Source organism: Coxiella endosymbiont of Ornithodoros maritimus (assembly GCF_907164965.1).
In the GTDB taxonomy this organism is placed as follows: Bacteria; Pseudomonadota; Gammaproteobacteria; order Coxiellales; family Coxiellaceae; genus Coxiella.
Map to the genome: position 1 here is coordinate 39,499 of NZ_CAJRAM010000028.1, position 16,769 is coordinate 56,267.

A 16,769-nucleotide genomic window follows, 5' to 3' on the forward strand; every position below is an offset into this window, starting at 1 on the left:
TTTTGATAATATGTAAGAGTTAGGCTTGTTCTATGTCATTGCATATTAAAATGAAAACCATCCAACTTAATTTACCAAAAGTAATTGCTCATCGAGGTGCGTCATTGAGTGCCCCTGAAAATACAGTGGCAGCTCTTCGAGAAGCTAAGCGATTCGGCGCTCGATGGGTTGAGTTCGATGTGCATTTAACGCGCGATGGGCAAGCGATTATTTTTCATGATCCCTCGGGGTTAGGCCGCACGACCAACGGCCGAGGAATGGTTTCTTAAAGCGCGTTATGCTCAATATTGTTGAAATTGATGCGGAAAGCTGGTTTAACCCCTAATTTGCCAATGAACGAGTGCCTATTTTTGCGGAATATTTAAAAGAAGCGGCTTCATTAAATTTGGGAGTTAATATAGAACTAAAAGCCACGCTTTTTCAGGCATCTGATTTGGCCAAACAAGTGTTTCAAGAATTAAAAGAGCACTGGCCTGTTTGCGTGCAATGCGAGAATAAAGTGACGATTTTTTGTTAGGGTATCTTCCTAACCGATGGCGAGATAATTGGGAGGTGCTTTTGGCCGCTAATCAATGTGTGTCAATTTATCCGAATTGTAAACAATTGACGGCTGAGAGAATTAAAATGATTAAACAAACGTCTTACTATTTGTTGGCTTACACAGTGAATAACAGCCAATTAGCAACCGATTTATTATCTTAAGGATTCGATGCCGTTTTTAGCGATAATCCAGAGTTACTGAAATGAATGATTCTTCGCTTGATTATTTAAAAAAAGCGCTTTCATTAGCAGAAATAAGGCGGGGTTTTTGTGCTCCTAATCCTTCGGTGGGTGCTGTGGTGGTTAAAGATGATCAAATCCTTTCAACGGGTTTTCACAAACGCAGTGGACTCCCTCATGCTGAAGTAGAAGCGATAAAATCCCTGGGTGATAAGGCTCGCGGGGCTACTTTATATGTCACCCTAGAACCTTGCTGTCATTTTGGGAAAACGCCTCCGTGTACGGATTTAATTATCTGGTCAGGGATTAAAGCCGTTTATTACGGTTTGCATGATCCTAATTTAGCTGTTTGTGGCAGAGGTATTGAGCAGTTGCAACGCGCAGGAGTGAATTGTTTTTTAATAGAATTGCCTGAAATTAACGCGTTTTATGAAAGTTATCGTTATTGGATAAAACATAAACGCCCGTGGGTGACGGCCAAATTGGCGCTGAGTTTGGATGGGAAAATTGCAGGTAACGAAGGTAAGCCAGTTCGTTTGACTGGAAAAGGGTTAAAACAATACACTCACGAGCGGCGAAAGAAAAGCGATGCGTTATTAACAACGATTAATACAATTTTAACAGATGATCCTAAACTCAATATCCGTCTCCAGGGTGAAGAAATAAAAAAACCTATTTATATTTTGGATACGCGTTTACGTTTGCCGCTCAATGCGCTAATTCATCAAACTACTGAATCGATAATTGTATTTCATGGAAATGAAGCTGATAAAAAACAGGAACAAAGGCTAATGCAGAAAAATATTCGCTGCATTGAAATCGCTCACAGGTCTGAAGGATTAGACTTAAATGAGGTGCTTGACGTCGTCGGCAATGATGGCATTCAGGATTTATGGATTGAAGCGGGTGGAACATGTTTTCAATCTTTTTTAAAGAGAAATCTCGTTAACCGTGCTTTAATTTATATCGCCCCCAAAATTCTTGGTTCAACCGCTATGCCTGCTTTCCAACTACCATTTTCTTTTTTCGGATATCCAGTGGAGTGGCGTCAATTTGGAGAAGATGTTATGGTAGAGATTCGCTTCTGAAAAATCGCCGGAGAAGATAATTTTTCATATCCTTTCTAACGTTGCAAATAATATGAATATAGACAATGCTTTCTTTTAATTCATAAATAATTCGGTTTTTGTGAGAAATAGCTTGACGATATTGACTTAGATTTAAAGTTTCCAGCTCTGGCGGAATGCTACCAGCATATGGAAATAGTTTTAGTATATGAATAATTTTTTATTTTTTTTTCATAACTGGTGCGTCAGGTTCGTTTCGAAAAATTATTAATCATATAATTTTTGACTTCTTTAAGATCGAGTTGTGCTTGTTGGAGAAAGACAACTTTATAGTTCATTAAATTTAATCTTTATCCTAATTGCAAATACATCGTTGGTAGAACGAAATTGACCCTTTTCAATTTCTTTCTCTCCTAAGGATAGGATCTTAAGAAGAGACAAAGTTTCTTCATATTTTTCATAGGATTTTACGTCTAAAACAACGAATTCCGCTTCACCGTTTTGAGTAATCAGCATCGGTTCTCGAGTTTCAGAAATATTGCGGACGATTTCAGCGGTATTGCTTTTAAGATAAGAAATCGGTTTTATGCGGTAGGAAATTTTCATGGCCAGTCCCCTTGTATGAGACTAAATATGGTCCTTCATTAGTCCGATGTCTATATTTGCTTGAAGAACCTAATTCTGCTACATTGAAGTCACAAAAGCGCCTTCAGGGCGGGGTGCAAGTCCCCACCGGCGGTGGGTTTCTTTGAAATAAGCCCGCGAGTCTCTATTTTTAAGAGACAGATCTGGTTGAATTCCAGAGCCGATGGTTAGAGTCCGGATGAGAGAAGGTATGCCGAGATTTTATTTGTTCCTTCCAAAAATTAATCTCTGAAGTGCGTCTAACCGTAGCTCGTATGAAGCGAAGTGAAATACAGGGTTTCCCGTATTTCGCTTCGCTTCATACGAGCTACGGAATCGCATTGAGGAGAATTAGAGTGTTTACAGGCATTATTGATCATTGTGGTGAAATACGGTCGATAGAGGCATTGCCGGATCATACCGTGCTGTCCGTTGACACTCAATTTTCAGATTTGCAGCTTGGCGAGAGCATTGCCATCGATGGCGTTTGTGTAACGGTCACTCAGAAAAAACTCGGCTCCTTTTCCTGTGATTTATCGGCAGAAACATTAGCGTGCACCAAAGCACGTGATTATAAGATCGGCGGTCGGATCAATTTGGAGCGTGCCTTACGATTAATGGATCGAATGGGCGGGCATTTTGTATCGGGTCATGTGGACCAAACAGGCATTCTCGCGAGTCAAAAAAAACACGCCGAATTTATTCAGATGGATTTCAAGAATAGCTTAGGAGAGTGGTGGAATTACCTCATTCCAAAAGGCAGCGTGGCTGTGAATGGCGTGAGCTTAACTGTTAATAGCGTAGCAGATGATTGTTTTTCGGTGATGTTAATTCCACATACACTCGAGCGAACGAATTTAAGCGATTTGAAAGAAGTTCAAATCGTCAATATCGAATTTGATTTAATTACTAAAATTATTGTCCAAAAAACAAGGGAGGCATTATCCCATGCAAAAACCATTTGATAATATTGAAACGGCGATTGACGCTTTACGCCAAGGTAAAATGATTATTTTAGTCGACGATGAGTCGCGTGAAAATGAAGGCGATTTAATCATTGCCGGGGAACATGCCACGCCAGAACACATTAATTTCATGACGCTTTATGGACGGGGCCTTATTTGTTTACCAATGTGCTCTAGCGATTTTGAGCGGTTAAATATTCCCATGATGATAAACCGAAATGGGTCGCGTTACGATACCCCTTTTGGTGTATCCATTGAAGCTGCTTATGATGTTACGACGGGTATTTCAGCCCACGACCGCGCGCGTACCATTCAAGTGGCCATCGATGAGAAAAGTACACCTGAAGACATCATCATGCCCGGACATATGTTCCCATTAAAAGCCAACGACGCAGGTGTGCTCTCGCGATTCGGCCACACGGAAGGCAGTGTGGATTTATGCCGTCTGGCAGGGCTAAAACCCGCGGCTGTTTTATGCGAAATTTTAAATAAAGACGGAAGCATGGCGCGGTTGCCCGATTTACAACTTCTGTCTAAACAATTCCGTTTGCCGTTAGTGAGTATTCAGGATCTTATTACTTATCGGATTAACTATGAAACACTCATTGATGAGGTTTCAGAATCCCTCCTGCCAATTAAAAATCGAGGCCGATTTACTATTAAAGCTTTTCGCAGTCGGGTGGACCACTTAGAACATGTTGCTTTGGTTAATCAGAAAATCGAGGAAAATAAACCCTGTTTAGTGCGTGTTCATTCTGAATGTTTAACGGGCGATGTATTTGGTTCCGCGCGGTGTGATTGCGGCGATCAGTTGGAAGCAGCCTTGGATGAAATTGCAACGCAAGGGGGTGTTTTGCTTTACTTGCGCCAAGAGGGACGGGGTATTGGTTTAGCGAATAAAATAAAAGCCTATGCTTTACAGGAAGCCGGTTTAGACACGGTGGAAGCCAATCACCATCTCGGCTTTGGAGCTGATTTAAGGAATTATGGTTTGGCCGCGCAAATGTTGCGAGTTTTAGGGATCCGGGAAATTAGATTGTTAACGAATAATCCGAATAAAGTAGAAAGCTTAATGCAATATGGCATTTCTGTCGCTGAACGGGTCGCGTTGGAAACTGCGCCCACATGCGATAACATTGATTATCTGAAAGCAAAGCGGGAAAAGCTGGGCCATTTGTTGAACCTCATAGGGGAAGCAAAATGACAGAATCATCTTTTAAACTTGCCATTGTGATCAGTCAATTTAATCGTGCCGTTACGGAAAAGTTGCTGAATGGCTTTTTGCAGCGGTTGACTGAATTAGGCGTCCAAGCGAATCAAGTTAAAACCGTGTTGGTGCCGGGTGCTGTGGAAATTCCCTTGGTTGCAAAGCGGTTAGCAAAATTGAAGCATTATGACGCGGTAGTTTGTTTGGGATCGGTTATTCGCGGCGAAACCGATCATTATAACTACGTGTGTCAGCAAGTCAGTTTTGGTTGTCAGCAAGTGGCGTTGGAATATGAGGTTCCGATTATTTTCGGTGTGTTAACCACAACTACTAAGGAACAAGCTTTCGCCCGCGCAGGTGGCCAGCGAGGTAATAAAGGAGCTGATTGGGCGGATGCTGCAGTATCAATGATAAAGTTAATGAAAGAAATCGAGATCACTGATGAGTAATACGAAAAATCCAATATTACAGGACATTTCCAATTGGTTTGTGCGGCATTTTTCAGATCCAGAAGCATTAGCCTTGTTTTTCACTTTGCTTTTTGTATTTTTATTAATTGAGTTTTTTGGTAAATACTTGCTCCCCGTCGTTATTAGCGTTGTTCTCGCTTATTTGTTCGCTTCGCCAGTGCGATGGTTAGAGCGCTGGCGTTTCCCTCATTGGGTGGCAGTTACTATAGTATATCTTTTTTTCTTAGGTATTTTTTTGCTGGCCTTATTTGGATTGCTACCGTTAATGTGGAAGCAACTCGCGAGTATGGTTCATGAATTTCCAAAAGCCATTACGAAAGGTCAGGCGTGGATGACGGATTATATGCATCGTTATCCCAAACTATTTCCGACCGATCCAATCGCTAATTTAGCCGGTTATTTGCACCAACAATCGGCTCGCATTGGGCAATTCATTTTATCTTTTTCGTTAGCCTCAATTCCTGGAATTATCGAAGCAATTCTTTATTTAGTTTTGGTGCCGTTGTTGGTTTTTTTCTTCTTAAAAGACGGTGGAAGCATCAGCAATTGGCTCAGTCGTTTTCTGCCAGAACGGCGGGGGCTTATTCGTATCGTCTGGTATGAGATGAATCAAAAAATCGGTGCTTACGTTCGCGGTCGGGTTATCGAAATTATCATTGTGAGCATTGTCGCCGTTATTGTATTTGCGTTACTCGGATTGCAATACGCGTTTTTGTTAGGGGTTTTACTGGGATTATCGGTGATTGTTCCTTACATTGGGGCGATAGTGGTCACCATCCCCATCGTTATCGTGGGATTAATGCAGTGGGGCTTATCCGCTCATTTTGCGTATTTAATGATTGTTTACGCCATAATTATCACTTTGGATGGGAATTTATTAGTGCCTTTGTTATTTTCAGAAGCTATGGCTTTACATCCCATTGTGATTATCTTGTCCGTATTAGTTTTTGGCGGAATCTGGGGCTTTTGGGGAATTTTTTTCGCCATTCCCTTGGCGACCTTAGTTAAAACGGTTTTAAATGCTTGGCCAAAATCGCGAATCTCTCAAAACGAGACGAAATAACGGCTTAATTCACCTTAAAATCAGATTAATTTGCATTGAACCTTATTTTTCAGTAGCCTTTTTCAAAGGACAAAATAATATTTACCGGATTAGAATTACTGCTTTCGTAGTTTCGTCATTCCTGCGCAAGTGGGAATGACGAAATCAAAATTATTTGTTAAGGAGAGAGTTGAATGCAAGGTGATGGAGCTAGATTAGCTTCCGAAAATTTTTCAGGTGTTTTGGGAAGGTTTAGCCCACAAGCTTCACCGTCTCAGCTCTTCTCTACCCAGCAGTCGACCTGGATGTCGAGTGTCAGTTCTTGATCCCTCTTATCAGAAGCAATGTTGTAGAATCACCTAAACCAAATAATGAAATCCCACAGGAAATATATGCTCGACTAGCTGAAATTAAATTCTGTAATCACATTGCTCTTCACGTACATGGAGGTGATCTTCGAAATAGTTCGTTGTGGAACTATCTGAGAGGAATTACCGAGGAAGAACTGGATCTTTTTGGTTTTTTAGATTTAATACCTACGCGAAAAACTTTTGCTTGTATTATTGAAGAAATAGGAAACGAGAATAAAGATAATTTGATTTTGGAAGAAAAAAAAAGAAGAAGAGTCAGACAGCCTATCAGCTTTTAGATAGAGTTTGAAAGACTTTTACAATGAAGCTGAGTTGGGGGTATGTTTCTTTTACATATGCTCATTTTATGAGGCAAGAGGTGAGGTTGAATTGCTTAAAAAATTCGGGCTACGGCCCCCAAAGAATTCTTTTGCCCCACTTCACCATTGAACAGAGGCCCGTTGATTGCTATTAATGGAATTTTGCTAACTAAAATCAGAGAGTTTGCCATTTTACCTGCGGCTCATGAAAATATTTTGATTCGTATTCTCTGTACAAGCCTTTTGGAGAGGGGGATTCAGTGAGTCTTTTATTAAGGATTTTATGATGGCCAATAGGTTGAAAGAAAAAGAGGTGAAGGGTTTGAGAAAAGCATTAGAGGGAGAGATAATTAATTCGACTTTGTTTCACTATCTGAATAGATATAGCCGAAATGGAAGTAAACTGATTGGAAGTTTTTAGTTTTGGAGCTTTATAAATTTTTGTACCCCCTGTTTCAACGGATGATAGGGAGAACGTTGATGATAAAGATAGCGTTATTGATTTTTTTCGGAGTTTTATTTAAGAGATCGGGTTCCTTAATCGAAGAAACGAAACAAGAAATGGAAAGTCAAGATGATGAAGTTGAGAGTCCTAATTCTCTTATGTTGCGCCTCATCAACCACCGAGATTCACTTTGGTTAAGTCCTGAGGCTCGGAATCGAATGATAAATATGTTGAAAGAAGACGAAAACTATCAAATTTCTAAATTGATAGGCTTAGAATTACAAGAATAAAAAAATGAATAAATCATAGGAGCACCGCGATAGCAAGAAGACCGCATAATCATCCTGAGTAGAAGGATTCTCCTGTACCAAGGCAAATTCATGAGGTTGTTGAGGCAGAGCAAGGAGAGGCAACCCATTTAATCCTCCTTGGGATCGAGAGATAGTGGATTTAGAAGGGAATTTAGAGGATATAACTAAGTCATTAGGAGATCTTATAGTAACACCAGAAAGGCCGCCGGCTTTTGTGAGAGGGCTGGAATGAGGAGCGCCACCAGAAGGATAGCAACAGTCCCAAACCTTAGTGATTAATTTCCAAGACCCTGCTCAAATATTATGCACAATGTGATTACCGTTGTAGCTAATCATGGAGAAACCGCTATTCGACAGCTACCCACTTCTATTGCTAATTTTGTTAATAGTCAGCCACAAAATATTCTGAGTCAAATGGAAACCGTTTGTAAGTGGCTTGGAGGTGGAGCTGATTGGCGAGAAGGAATAATTATCCTACTTTTGAAAGTTTTAATAGAACGCTGCTTAAGAAAAAGACTAGGTGGCGAGGTGGAGGAAAAAAGTTTGAGGAAGGAAAAAGGAGGTTCAAAATTCTAGCCTTTTGTTTACTAGGCGGCCCAATGAAATTTTAATATCGGTATTGCTTGAGATTAACAACTGGTTAGCACGGAATGACGGAATTGAGAAATTGCTCCCTCCCATTCTAACTTTAGAACGTATCGCAGCGGAAAGCACGTTACCACAACTGGGAGAGACAAGTACATACTGCCTTAAGAAAAATAAGTCAAATGCGTGATCATGATGAGCATCTAAAATGTTGGATTCCGTTTTCGCTGAAGGAATATGATTCTTACCACCAAGGTGGTAATTTTGTCCCTCCATCAACTTCTGTTAAGTCTCGAAATAGAGGGAATCATTATGCGTAAACAAAAAACGACCGGGGGCATCTCTACCATCAAGATTATGGATTTTATTAAACGGATTGAGAACGGTAGAAATATAAATTTCGTGACAACTTCGGCTATTTTAATACAGATTCTCTGTACGAGTCTTACGCATACCTTGGAAAATGGGGTTCCCGATTTTCCTATTGATAGGGCTATTGAAGAGTCCGAGCTGTTGAAATTGTATTCTTTTTGTGAATCAGTTGAAGCATCGGCTCTCGCCATTCGAATAATTAAAAAATATATAGATACTTACATCTATTCTGAGGAAGGGAAAAAGAAATTTTTAAATGCTTATTTGCCGTCACGTGATGAGATCCAAACTTTCATGGAGGACTAAATCCGTAATGGCCGCTGAAAGGAGAGTAGAAATTCTATTTAAAGAAAAGTCGATACTCACGATTGTTTGGTTTAATTATCGATGTGGTGGCGCGTTTAATGAGGACACTCGGGAAATCTTAGAAGATCGGTTGTTTAATTTTGAGGTAGATGATTCAAAAGAAAGGAGATTTTAGAGCAGAGCTTTGGGCAATGGGAGTTAGAGTAGGGCGGAGCCGTTCTGCAATTATTGACTCCATTTGAGGTACTCTACGGCGGTAAAAAAATTGTTTGTGAAGCGATTAAAAAAATTTCCCTTTCTAATGAGAGGAAAAAATTCAGTCTCTTCATATGAGCAAAAAGAAGAAAAAAAGCACAATTCGCGATTATGGAGGGCGGACAAAAATCGATAGATAAAGAAATAGCTGATGTTATTGGGCAGATTCGGCAGTTGAAAATAGATAGTAATTCTCTAAAAAAAGAAAAACTCTCTCGTAAAGATTTAATGGAAGAATCTATTGAAGCTTGTAAAGAAGAAAAAAGCAACGAGACAATAATCAATAATATTCTTAATTTACTGAGGGCGTAAAATGATTACAAAATTTTAGATGAATTGGCTAATCGGTGTTTTTCGCATTTTACTTTAGATAATCATGAAGGAAAAATCGTATTTTTGTTGGGATTGTTGATTCGCCAGAAATTATCCAAAGGTAAATTTTAATAAAATATTAACGTTGAGTCGAAATTGGGAACGTGCACCTCATTAGCGCAATTTATGCAATTGCTAATTCTCCTGTGGTATTTTATAGACATATTAGCCGCTTATTTAACAGAATTGGACGAACTTCTTTCGGAAAATAGTCGTCGAGACGATGTCTTATTGGATGAATTTTATGCAGCAGGAGGCTCTCAATGTCCTCTTTATGTTCTTATAATACGTTCTCAACCCGCTTTTATAATGAACGAAGTCCTAAGGATGAGCAGGATGCCTTTTTTCACCCCTGTTGAGAGGATTTCCAGGTTAAGTTCATGTTTCTTCGTTGTCGCTCTCGTTGCCGCCAAATAAACTGCCTGCAGACATCATTTTTTCTTGGGTGATTTTTAGGATTTTTTGGTTGGCGTCGTTGAGCGCGGCTTTGATAAGATCTTTAATCACTTCTTTAGATTCTTTGAGGAGCTCATCGTCCAGGTTCATTTCGACAACTTCGTGTTGTGCCGTCATGGTTAATTTTACTATCCCAGCACCGGATTCACCCGTGACCCGTATTTTAGCAAGTTCGTCCTGGGCTTTTTGCATCATTTCTTGAATTTTTTTAGCATTTTTCATCAAAGTGCCAAGGTTAAATTTACCATCGATCATTGTTACCTCTCTTTTAGTTATCTTCGACTGGAATTCGGGAGTGTAAAGCGTGGATTAACGTGCCGCCATCGAGATATTCCAATTCGCCACCCATCGGCACCCCGTGAGCGATGCGCGAACATTTTATTTTAGTGTGATCGATGTGATTTGCAACATAGTGGGCTGTCGCTTTGCCTTCCATGGTGGCATTGGTTGCAATGATCAGCTCTTTAATCGTTTCATTGTGCAAGCGATTGAGCAAAGCTGGAATTCCTATTTCTTGGGGCCCGATCCCGTCTAGTGGCGAAAGATGTCCATGGAGGACAAAATAACGCCCCGAATAAATTTGAGTTTGTTCAATGGCCACAACGTCAGCAGGGTTTTCTACGACACAAAGCAACGTGGAATCCCTTTTAGGATTATTGCAGATGTTGCAAAGGAGCTGCTCCGTGTAAATTTGACATAATTTACATTCACTTACCTGACGAATGGCTGATTGGAGGGCGTCGGACAGTGCCAATCCTTTGGCTTGTCCTGATTTTGCAAGAAGATGGAAAGCCATTCGTTGCGCGGATTTTGGGCCTATTCCCGGCAAGCATTGTAATGCTTCGATGAGTTGTTTTGTCAGCGGGCTGAACAACGCATCAACCCTTAACCGCCACTTGCAACGGGATTGCCAATCATGTCTCGCGTTCCTTGGCCACCTTTTCCCCCTTCTCCGCCTTCTTCTACAGAAAGATTTCGGATATCTTCAGGAATATGCATGCTTTGCAGTAATTCAATGATCTTGGATTGAGTTGTTTTTTGAATAATTTCGCACAGGTTTTTCAAGGCTTCGCGTATGCGCCATTTGAATTCTTTGACACCGCCTTGCAGGGCGCGTTCATCGAATTCAATATATTTGAAATTATAAGTGGCTGTCATTGTAATTCTGACAGTTTTATTATCGGACTCACCGAGGAGTTTCAAATCAGCTAAATTGGAGTAGGTGGCTTGCATTTGTTGCTGCATATCAGTGATGCTTTTTTTAATGTCCGACAGCAACTGACGATCGGTTTCTGTTGGTAAAATAGCTGACATATTAGTACCTCCTCAATATTTTCTCTAAATATCTACGTTCGTCATTCCCAGAGATCCATAACGCACGGGGAATAAAGTCGGTAGTTAAATTTATGTCTCCTTTTTTACTTTACGCTTTTTCATCATGCGGAACAATGCTCTCTTTGACGAGCGTGGCGTTGAAAGTTTGCATTATCCGCTGAACTTGACGATCATTCATCACTCTTTTCTCGGCTTCTGTTTGACGGTCTTGTGCTTTCTTTTGAGCGAGCGCGGCGGGCGTTTCGGTTTGATGATTGCTAATATCAATTTTAACCCTAATTGTTCGATTAAAATGTTCGTTCAATGCCTCGCTTATTCGGTCAATGTGTTTTTGTTGTAATAATGGTTTTTGTTTGGGATTTAACATTAAATGTAACTGACTGTCAGTCAATTCTTTTAAACTGCATTGCTGGGCCAGCGCGAGAGTGGCACCGGTTAACTTTAATTGAGACAGTAACTGAGGCCATGATGTTTCTGAACTTTTGTGGGTTGGAGTGAGAACGGCCTCTTTTAATTCTGTTTCTGGAATTGCGTTAGCGGCAGATGGATAGAAGGCCAGCATGCGCAGCAGTGTCATTTCAAACCCCGTTTGAGGCGTTGGTGAATAAGCTAAATCACGCTGTCCGATTAAACCGATTTGATAAAAAAGCTGGACATCTTCACGGTCCAGTACTTTAGCTAAGTGGCGTAATTGCTCGCTGTCATTTTCAATGAGGGCCTCAGGCACGTTTTGGATAATAGCAATTTGGTGTAATAAAGAGAGTATATCCGCCAGCGCATTTGAGAAATCAACGCTTTGTTCCACGAGCCGAGCGACACATCCAAGAAGACGATTACCCGCTTTTGCGGCTAGTGCTTCGAGAATATCAAATAAAAGCAGCGGCTCGATGGTGCCGAGCATTGTTTTTACATCGGCAATTAATACCTTTCCGTTGCCATACGCGATGCTTTGGTCTAATAAGCTTAAAGCATCCCGTACGCTGCCGTTTGCCGCTCGCGCAATGAAATCTAGCGCCGTGTTTTCAAATTCGACCTTTTCTTCTTTTAGTAAATGCTGGCAATGGGCGGCAATTTGCAATGGTGGCAGTTGAGCGAGGTGAAATTGCAAACAGCGCGAGAGCACGGTGACAGGTAGTTTATGATGATCCGTGGTTGCTAAGATGAATTTAACGTGAGAAGGAGGCTCTTCTAAGGTCTTTAATAAGGCGTTAAAACTGTGGCCGGAAAGCATGTGAACTTCGTCAATCAAATAGACTTTAAAGCGACCTTTTGTTGAAGCGTAGGGAATATTCTCTAATAATTCACGTGTGTCTTCTACTTTCGTGCGCGAAGCCGCGTCGACTTCAAAAAGATCCGGGAATCGGCCTTCATCGATCTCACGGCAATTTTCGCAGTCGTTGCAAGGATTGGCACTGACACCTTTCTCACAATTCAAACACTTGGCAAGGATTCGGCTAATGGTCGTTTTTCCTACGCCGCGTGTGCCGGTGAAAAGATAGGCATGATGGAGGTACTGCTGATTAAGCGCGTTGCTTAAGGCTCGTACGACAGGCGCTTGACCGATGAGTTCTTGGAAACATCGGGGACGCCATTTTCGTGCTAAGACTTGGTGAGGCATCGATCACAATCCTTCTTTAAAGTAAAAAGGCAGCCACAAAAGCCGTATCTCGGCACCCAAATCCAACCGCTACCGCTGCTCCCTTCCGGGCCTGGCGGGGTTCACGGCAATTCGTCGCGAGGGGACCCCTGTGGCTGCCAGTACTTAGTTAAATGTTCGTAATTAATCATACTACGAACAATCGCTTCAGAGGACAAAGTCGCGTTACTGGCGGAGAGGGAGGGATTCGAACCCTCGGTACGTGATTCGTACACACGATTTCCAGTCGTGCCTCTTCAACCACTCGAGCACCTCTCCTCGTAGCCCGTATGGAGCGAAGTGGAATACGGGATTTTCCGTTTTTAAATGCATTCTTTCCGTATTCCACTTCGCTCCATACGGGCTACTCACTTGTTTTTGCACGAAGTGCCAAAGATTAAACTAGAATCCTCATCGGTGCAAACTAAGACGTGATATTAAAATTGGTATTTCTAGCCTCATTTTTGGATAAGCATTAAGAGGACCCGTTACTCCCTTATTTAGTTAAGTTAAGTATACTGAATGAAAATTAACAAAAGATTAATTTATTAAATTGATGTCCTTTCCTGTTTATTGACTATTTTAGGATAATAAACTAAAATAGTCAACTCTTTGGATTTAAAGAGATTTTAGCCATTTTAGGGCTAAGGTTAAGAAGAGTTTGGTCCTTCCGGTCAAGATATTGCAAGGAGCGAGACAAGGTTAGATCATTTGGGGACTCATCAGCTCATTCTTTTTGATGACCTCGGCGTCGTCAACTGGCGAATAGCAATCCAGAGCTCTTTTTTGGCCAATTTTGCGGTCCGTTGATCCTGGATGAAGCTACTTTAACCCCTAAAATTTTTCCGGAAATCAAGAAATGGGTGGATGAACAACAACGTTTATCGAGCGCCCAGAATACACACATTACCGCGGATTTGTGGATTACTGGTTCTAATCAAACCTTGCCTTACCGATCGGTGCGAGAGTCGCTGGTGGGGCAGATCTCATTATTTTACTTTAAATACCTTATCGCTTCACGAAATTGGCTAGCAATTGAAAGATCTCTTTCATTAATCTTCATTTTCCTGCATTTTCATGTGAGGAGGTTGGCCTTAATTATGTGTCACGCCGGAAATAAACCCAGTAAATTATCTTAATAATTTTATTGTGATTTTTATTGAAAAAGATATTGTTTCTGCGGCGTAGATCGAAAAAAGCAGCGTTTGCTAGGGCGTTACAATTAGCGGCGGGCAGAGTGGGGCAATTGCTTAATTATTTTGATATCGCAAAAAATATTGGTGTCGACGTTACCACGTTGCAATCGTGGATAGCCTTATTAGAAGAAAACGGAATTTTGCGCATAATCCATCCTTTTTTAATAATTTAAATCAAAGACTGATTAAGACACCCAAATTATATTTTGAAGGCGTTGCTTTGGCTGTTCGCCTTCAAGGATGGACGCAAGTAGAACCACTGGTGCTAAGTCCTTATTTCGGAGGGCTACTAGAAAACCTTGGATTAACGAAAATAACACGGTTTTTCACTAATCGTGCGCAATTACCGCAGATTTATTTTATCCGATCCGAGGAAAAAGAAGAAATCGATTTTCTCATTCGTCCTTTTAATGATCGGTGCATTGCCATTGAAGTCAAAGCTACCCCTATATGAGTCCTCGTCAACTACGATTATTAGCGTCTTTGGAGCTGAATGTGATTGATCGATGGATTGTTTCACCCACACGTTCTGTTGATTTTCCCAATGCGCATACGATTCGTATAGATACCCTGTTTGAGAATTTAGCCGCCGTCTTTCAGCTGCCTGTTATTAGCTGAAAAATCCGAGAATAAATATCAGTCAGTTTTTCTAAATCCTCGATTTGGGTATTTTCATTGACGTGGTGGACCGTTTTATTAACGGGGCCGAGCTCGATGACTTCACAGCCGGTGGTAGCGATAAAGCGGCCGTCAGAGGTTCCACCGTAGGTGTTGGGTTTGGTATCGAGGTGGCAGATTTCTTGAATGGCTTGACGAGCGAGTGCGGCTAACTGGCCATTGCCGCTAAAAAACGGTTGGCTTAAGACGTCCCATTGGATGTCATAGTTTAATTGGTGGTGATTTAAAATGTGTTCGGCTTTTTGTTGTAATTGTTGAGGCGTGTGAATGGGGGCAAAGCGAAAATTAAATTTTGCCTTTAATGTCGCAGGAATAACATTGGCAGCCCCCGCGCCTGCTTCGACATTGTAAAATTGAAATGAAGTAGGGGTAAAATACTCATTGCCTTCATCCCATTTTGTTTTTGCTAACGCCTCGAAGGCTTGGAAACTGCGGTGAATAGGATTATCTGCCAGATGGGGATAAGCAATGTGCCCTTGTTTGCCGATGACGGTTAGTTCCCCGTGCATCGAACCGCGCCGCCCAATTTTGATGGCGTCGCCCAATTTTTCGTTGCTGCTGGCTTCGCCCATGATGCAATAATCTAATTTAATGTTTTTTTGTTGTAAATATTCCAGGACTTTTTTCGTACCATTTTCGGCGGGGCCCTCTTCATCACTAGTAACGATAAATCCGATTGTGCCATTGTGGTTGGGATTCTGTTTAATGAAATTTTCCGCCGCGATGACCATGGCGGCTAACCCGCTTTTCATATCAGCAGCGCCGCGGCCATAAATATAGCCATTTTTTTCTGTGGGAGTGAAAGGGGGTGACTGCCATTTTGTTTCATCACCGGGCGGAACTACATCTGTGTGTCCTGCAAAAATAATAAAGGGCGATTGATGGCCATGCCAGGCCCAAAAATTATGAACATCGCCGAAAGGTAAATGTTCGCATTGAAAGCCTACGGATTTTAAATGATCGATTAAAATCGTTTGGCAACCTGCGTCGTTAGGTGTAATGGAAGGGCGCTCGATTAATTGTTTAAGAAGATTCAGCGTTTCCCTCATGATTTTTATCCTTCGCGTAATAATTCATTGAGAGAGACCTTGTTTCGTGTTTTTTCGTCTACTTGTTTAACGATGATTGCGCTGTAACTATTGTAGTGGCCGTCTTTAGACGGGAGGCTGCCTGGAATGACGACGGAGCCTGCTGGAATGCGACCGTAAGTAATTTCTTGGGTTTGGCGATTGTAAATCGGCGTGCTTTGACTGATGAAAACGCCCATTGAAATCACAGAACCTTTTTCAACAATAACGCCTTCGACAATTTCCGAGCGTGCGCCAATAAAGCAGTCATCTTCAATAATCGTCGGGTGCGCTTGTAATGGTTCGAGCACGCCGCCGATACCAGCACCGCCAGAAAGGTGAACGTTTTTTCCAATTTGCGCGCAGGAGCCGACAGTTGCCCAAGTATCAATTAGAGTTCCTGAATCGACATACGTACCGATGTTAATGTAGCTCGGCATCAAGACAGTATTTGGAGCTAAGTAAGCTCCCTTACGAACGATAGCATTGGGAACGACGCGAACGCCGGATTGAGGTTGTGAAGTGTTATTGGTATATTTTAAAGGTATTTTATCGTAAAAAAAGGTGTAACCTGCGTCAAACGTTTTGAGAGACTCTGTTTTAAAGTACAGCAGGATAGCCATTTTCGCCCATTCATTGGTGTTCCACTGACCGTTTTGTTTTTCGGCGATGCGGAGTTCTCCATTATCAAGGAGTTCGATGGTTTGGTGAATGGCTTGATGTATTTTTTTAGGCACCGTCTCAGTAGTAAAATTACCTTTGTTTTGGTAAGCCTCTTCAATGATGGTCTTAAGATCTGTCATGAATTACCTCGTTTGTCCAGGGGAAATTTCTCCAGTAAATAGAGAGGATAATTGCGTAACTTGCCATCTTGTTTTAGATTTATCAAGTTTGCGCAGTTTGAAAATTTCGGATTATATTTACCGACGTATACCGATAAACTTTTATTTCTGCTTGAGAGAACTGCCTTAACTTCCAATGGCTGAACGG

Annotated in this window: 19 protein-coding genes, 1 tRNA gene, 1 other RNA gene, 4 pseudogenes and 1 riboswitch; of the genes and pseudogenes, 14 read left to right on the top strand and 11 right to left on the bottom strand. The window is 41.4% G+C overall.

The annotated features are described in order from the left end of the window. The first annotated feature begins 32 nt into the window (after positions 1–32). Both OWO34_RS03090 and ribD read left to right on the top strand, forming a co-directional pair. Positions 33–702, top strand: a pseudogene (locus tag OWO34_RS03090) (glycerophosphodiester phosphodiesterase family protein). Positions 703–743: 41 nt separating this feature from the next. Beyond that, on the top strand, positions 744–1,808 hold the full coding sequence (ribD, locus tag OWO34_RS03095) for a bifunctional diaminohydroxyphosphoribosylaminopyrimidine deaminase/5-amino-6-(5-phosphoribosylamino)uracil reductase RibD (RefSeq protein WP_267256526.1): 1,065 nt from the start codon (positions 744–746) through the stop codon (positions 1,806–1,808). Here ribD and OWO34_RS03100 read toward each other — a convergent pair. Together OWO34_RS03100 and OWO34_RS03105 are read right to left on the bottom strand one after the other, a co-directional pair. After that, positions 1,786–2,125 (bottom strand): annotated as a pseudogene (locus tag OWO34_RS03100) (type II toxin-antitoxin system RelE/ParE family toxin). The gene ribD and the pseudogene OWO34_RS03100 overlap by 23 nt on opposite strands. Then, entirely contained in the window at positions 2,115–2,393 is a 279-nt protein-coding gene (locus tag OWO34_RS03105) for a type II toxin-antitoxin system Phd/YefM family antitoxin (protein ID WP_267256527.1), read from the bottom strand. Before OWO34_RS03105 ends, OWO34_RS03100 begins: the two are co-directional and overlap by 11 nt. Before the next feature lie 95 nt (positions 2,394–2,488). Further along, a riboswitch (FMN riboswitch) is annotated at positions 2,489–2,626 on the top strand. A gap of 126 nt (positions 2,627–2,752) precedes the next feature. On the opposite strand from OWO34_RS03105, the gene OWO34_RS03110 reads away from it, so the two are divergent. The 9 genes from OWO34_RS03110 to OWO34_RS03150 all read left to right on the top strand — a co-directional run bounded on the left by OWO34_RS03110 (position 2,753) and on the right by OWO34_RS03150 (position 9,351). After that, on the top strand, positions 2,753–3,376 hold the full coding sequence (locus tag OWO34_RS03110; RefSeq protein WP_267256528.1) for a riboflavin synthase: 624 nt from the start codon (positions 2,753–2,755) through the stop codon (positions 3,374–3,376). Continuing rightward, positions 3,360–4,580, top strand: a complete 1,221-nt coding sequence (gene ribA, locus OWO34_RS03115; RefSeq protein WP_267256529.1) for a GTP cyclohydrolase II — start codon at positions 3,360–3,362, stop codon at positions 4,578–4,580. The genes OWO34_RS03110 and ribA overlap by 17 nt, the downstream gene beginning before the upstream one ends. Then, positions 4,577–5,032: a 6,7-dimethyl-8-ribityllumazine synthase gene (gene ribH, locus OWO34_RS03120; RefSeq protein ID WP_267256530.1), complete on the top strand. Its 456-nt coding sequence runs from the start codon at positions 4,577–4,579 to the stop codon at positions 5,030–5,032. The genes ribA and ribH overlap by 4 nt, the downstream gene beginning before the upstream one ends. After that, on the top strand, positions 5,025–6,116 hold the full coding sequence (locus OWO34_RS03125) for an AI-2E family transporter (protein WP_267256531.1): 1,092 nt from the start codon (positions 5,025–5,027) through the stop codon (positions 6,114–6,116). The genes ribH and OWO34_RS03125 overlap by 8 nt, the downstream gene beginning before the upstream one ends. A 301-nt stretch (positions 6,117–6,417) precedes the next feature. Next, positions 6,418–6,744, top strand: coding sequence for a hypothetical protein (locus OWO34_RS03130; protein ID WP_267256532.1), 327 nt, complete (start codon positions 6,418–6,420; stop codon positions 6,742–6,744). Between the two features lie 501 nt (positions 6,745–7,245). After that, positions 7,246–7,500: a hypothetical protein gene (locus OWO34_RS03135; protein ID WP_267256533.1), complete on the top strand. Its 255-nt coding sequence runs from the start codon at positions 7,246–7,248 to the stop codon at positions 7,498–7,500. A gap of 324 nt (positions 7,501–7,824) precedes the next feature. Continuing rightward, positions 7,825–8,097, top strand: a complete 273-nt coding sequence (locus OWO34_RS03140) for a hypothetical protein (RefSeq protein ID WP_267256534.1) — start codon at positions 7,825–7,827, stop codon at positions 8,095–8,097. 246 nt (positions 8,098–8,343) lie between these two features. Next, positions 8,344–8,784: a hypothetical protein gene (locus OWO34_RS03145; protein ID WP_267256535.1), complete on the top strand. Its 441-nt coding sequence runs from the start codon at positions 8,344–8,346 to the stop codon at positions 8,782–8,784. A 366-nt stretch (positions 8,785–9,150) separates the two neighbouring features. Next, positions 9,151–9,351, top strand: coding sequence for a hypothetical protein (locus OWO34_RS03150; RefSeq protein WP_267256536.1), 201 nt, complete (start codon positions 9,151–9,153; stop codon positions 9,349–9,351). A gap of 438 nt (positions 9,352–9,789) precedes the next feature. Here the strand turns inward: OWO34_RS03150 and OWO34_RS03155 are convergent, their stop codons facing one another. The 6 genes from OWO34_RS03155 to OWO34_RS03180 form a co-directional block, all read right to left on the bottom strand. Next, positions 9,790–10,122, bottom strand: coding sequence for a YbaB/EbfC family nucleoid-associated protein (locus tag OWO34_RS03155; protein WP_267256537.1), 333 nt, complete (start codon positions 10,120–10,122; stop codon positions 9,790–9,792). Positions 10,123–10,135: 13 nt separating this feature from the next. After that, positions 10,136–10,741, bottom strand: coding sequence for a recombination mediator RecR (gene recR, locus OWO34_RS03160; protein WP_267256538.1), 606 nt, complete (start codon positions 10,739–10,741; stop codon positions 10,136–10,138). An 11-nt stretch (positions 10,742–10,752) separates the two neighbouring features. After that, positions 10,753–11,181: a YbaB/EbfC family nucleoid-associated protein gene (locus OWO34_RS03165; RefSeq protein WP_267256539.1), complete on the bottom strand. Its 429-nt coding sequence runs from the start codon at positions 11,179–11,181 to the stop codon at positions 10,753–10,755. 109 nt (positions 11,182–11,290) lie between these two features. After that, positions 11,291–12,820, bottom strand: a complete 1,530-nt coding sequence (dnaX, locus tag OWO34_RS03170) for a DNA polymerase III subunit gamma/tau (protein ID WP_267256540.1) — start codon at positions 12,818–12,820, stop codon at positions 11,291–11,293. Positions 12,821–12,853: 33 nt separating this feature from the next. Then, positions 12,854–12,951: signal recognition particle sRNA small type (gene ffs, locus OWO34_RS03175), an RNA gene on the bottom strand. A gap of 77 nt (positions 12,952–13,028) precedes the next feature. Beyond that, positions 13,029–13,117, bottom strand: a tRNA-Ser gene (locus OWO34_RS03180). A gap of 402 nt (positions 13,118–13,519) precedes the next feature. Here OWO34_RS03180 and OWO34_RS03185 point away from each other — a divergent pair. From OWO34_RS03185 to OWO34_RS03200, 3 genes and pseudogenes are all read left to right on the top strand, one after another. Next, positions 13,520–13,870 (top strand): annotated as a pseudogene (locus OWO34_RS03185) (AAA family ATPase). 205 nt (positions 13,871–14,075) lie between these two features. Next, positions 14,076–14,488, top strand: a pseudogene (locus tag OWO34_RS03195) (DUF4143 domain-containing protein). A gap of 29 nt (positions 14,489–14,517) precedes the next feature. Then, positions 14,518–14,652 (top strand): hypothetical protein, encoded by a 135-nt coding sequence (locus OWO34_RS03200; protein WP_267256554.1) that lies wholly within the window; start codon positions 14,518–14,520, stop codon positions 14,650–14,652. Here OWO34_RS03200 and dapE read toward each other — a convergent pair. Genes dapE through OWO34_RS03215 form a run of 3 tightly spaced genes read right to left on the bottom strand, consistent with a single transcriptional unit; the run spans position 14,631 to position 16,758 of the window. Next, positions 14,631–15,761 carry a succinyl-diaminopimelate desuccinylase gene (gene dapE, locus OWO34_RS03205; RefSeq protein WP_267256543.1) on the bottom strand — a complete coding sequence of 377 codons (1,131 nt, stop codon included), beginning with the start codon at positions 15,759–15,761 and terminating at the stop codon, positions 14,631–14,633. The genes OWO34_RS03200 and dapE overlap by 22 nt on opposite strands. Before the next feature lie 5 nt (positions 15,762–15,766). After that, on the bottom strand, positions 15,767–16,582 hold the full coding sequence (gene dapD, locus OWO34_RS03210; protein ID WP_267256544.1) for a 2,3,4,5-tetrahydropyridine-2,6-dicarboxylate N-succinyltransferase: 816 nt from the start codon (positions 16,580–16,582) through the stop codon (positions 15,767–15,769). Continuing rightward, positions 16,579–16,758 (bottom strand): hypothetical protein, encoded by a 180-nt coding sequence (locus OWO34_RS03215; RefSeq protein ID WP_267256545.1) that lies wholly within the window; start codon positions 16,756–16,758, stop codon positions 16,579–16,581. Before OWO34_RS03215 ends, dapD begins: the two co-directional genes overlap by 4 nt. Between the last annotated feature and the right edge of the window lie 11 nt (positions 16,759–16,769).

Coding starts and splice junctions, on each gene's coding strand:
- OWO34_RS03140 (WP_267256534.1), top strand. CDS start 7,825: ATGCACAATGTGATTACCGTTGTAGCTAATCATGGAGAAACCGCTATT.
- OWO34_RS03155 (WP_267256537.1), bottom strand. CDS start 10,122: ATGATCGATGGTAAATTTAACCTTGGCACTTTGATGAAAAATGCTAAA.
- ribH (WP_267256530.1), top strand. CDS start 4,577: ATGACAGAATCATCTTTTAAACTTGCCATTGTGATCAGTCAATTTAAT.
- dapD (WP_267256544.1), bottom strand. CDS start 16,582: ATGACAGATCTTAAGACCATCATTGAAGAGGCTTACCAAAACAAAGGT.
- OWO34_RS03125 (WP_267256531.1), top strand. CDS start 5,025: ATGAGTAATACGAAAAATCCAATATTACAGGACATTTCCAATTGGTTT.
- dnaX (WP_267256540.1), bottom strand. CDS start 12,820: ATGCCTCACCAAGTCTTAGCACGAAAATGGCGTCCCCGATGTTTCCAA.
- OWO34_RS03105 (WP_267256527.1), bottom strand. CDS start 2,393: ATGAAAATTTCCTACCGCATAAAACCGATTTCTTATCTTAAAAGCAAT.
- OWO34_RS03135 (WP_267256533.1), top strand. CDS start 7,246: ATGATAAAGATAGCGTTATTGATTTTTTTCGGAGTTTTATTTAAGAGA.
- ribA (WP_267256529.1), top strand. CDS start 3,360: ATGCAAAAACCATTTGATAATATTGAAACGGCGATTGACGCTTTACGC.
- dapE (WP_267256543.1), bottom strand. CDS start 15,761: ATGAGGGAAACGCTGAATCTTCTTAAACAATTAATCGAGCGCCCTTCC.
- ribD (WP_267256526.1), top strand. CDS start 744: ATGAATGATTCTTCGCTTGATTATTTAAAAAAAGCGCTTTCATTAGCA.
- OWO34_RS03145 (WP_267256535.1), top strand. CDS start 8,344: ATGATTCTTACCACCAAGGTGGTAATTTTGTCCCTCCATCAACTTCTG.
- OWO34_RS03165 (WP_267256539.1), bottom strand. CDS start 11,181: ATGTCAGCTATTTTACCAACAGAAACCGATCGTCAGTTGCTGTCGGAC.
- OWO34_RS03150 (WP_267256536.1), top strand. CDS start 9,151: ATGGAGGGCGGACAAAAATCGATAGATAAAGAAATAGCTGATGTTATT.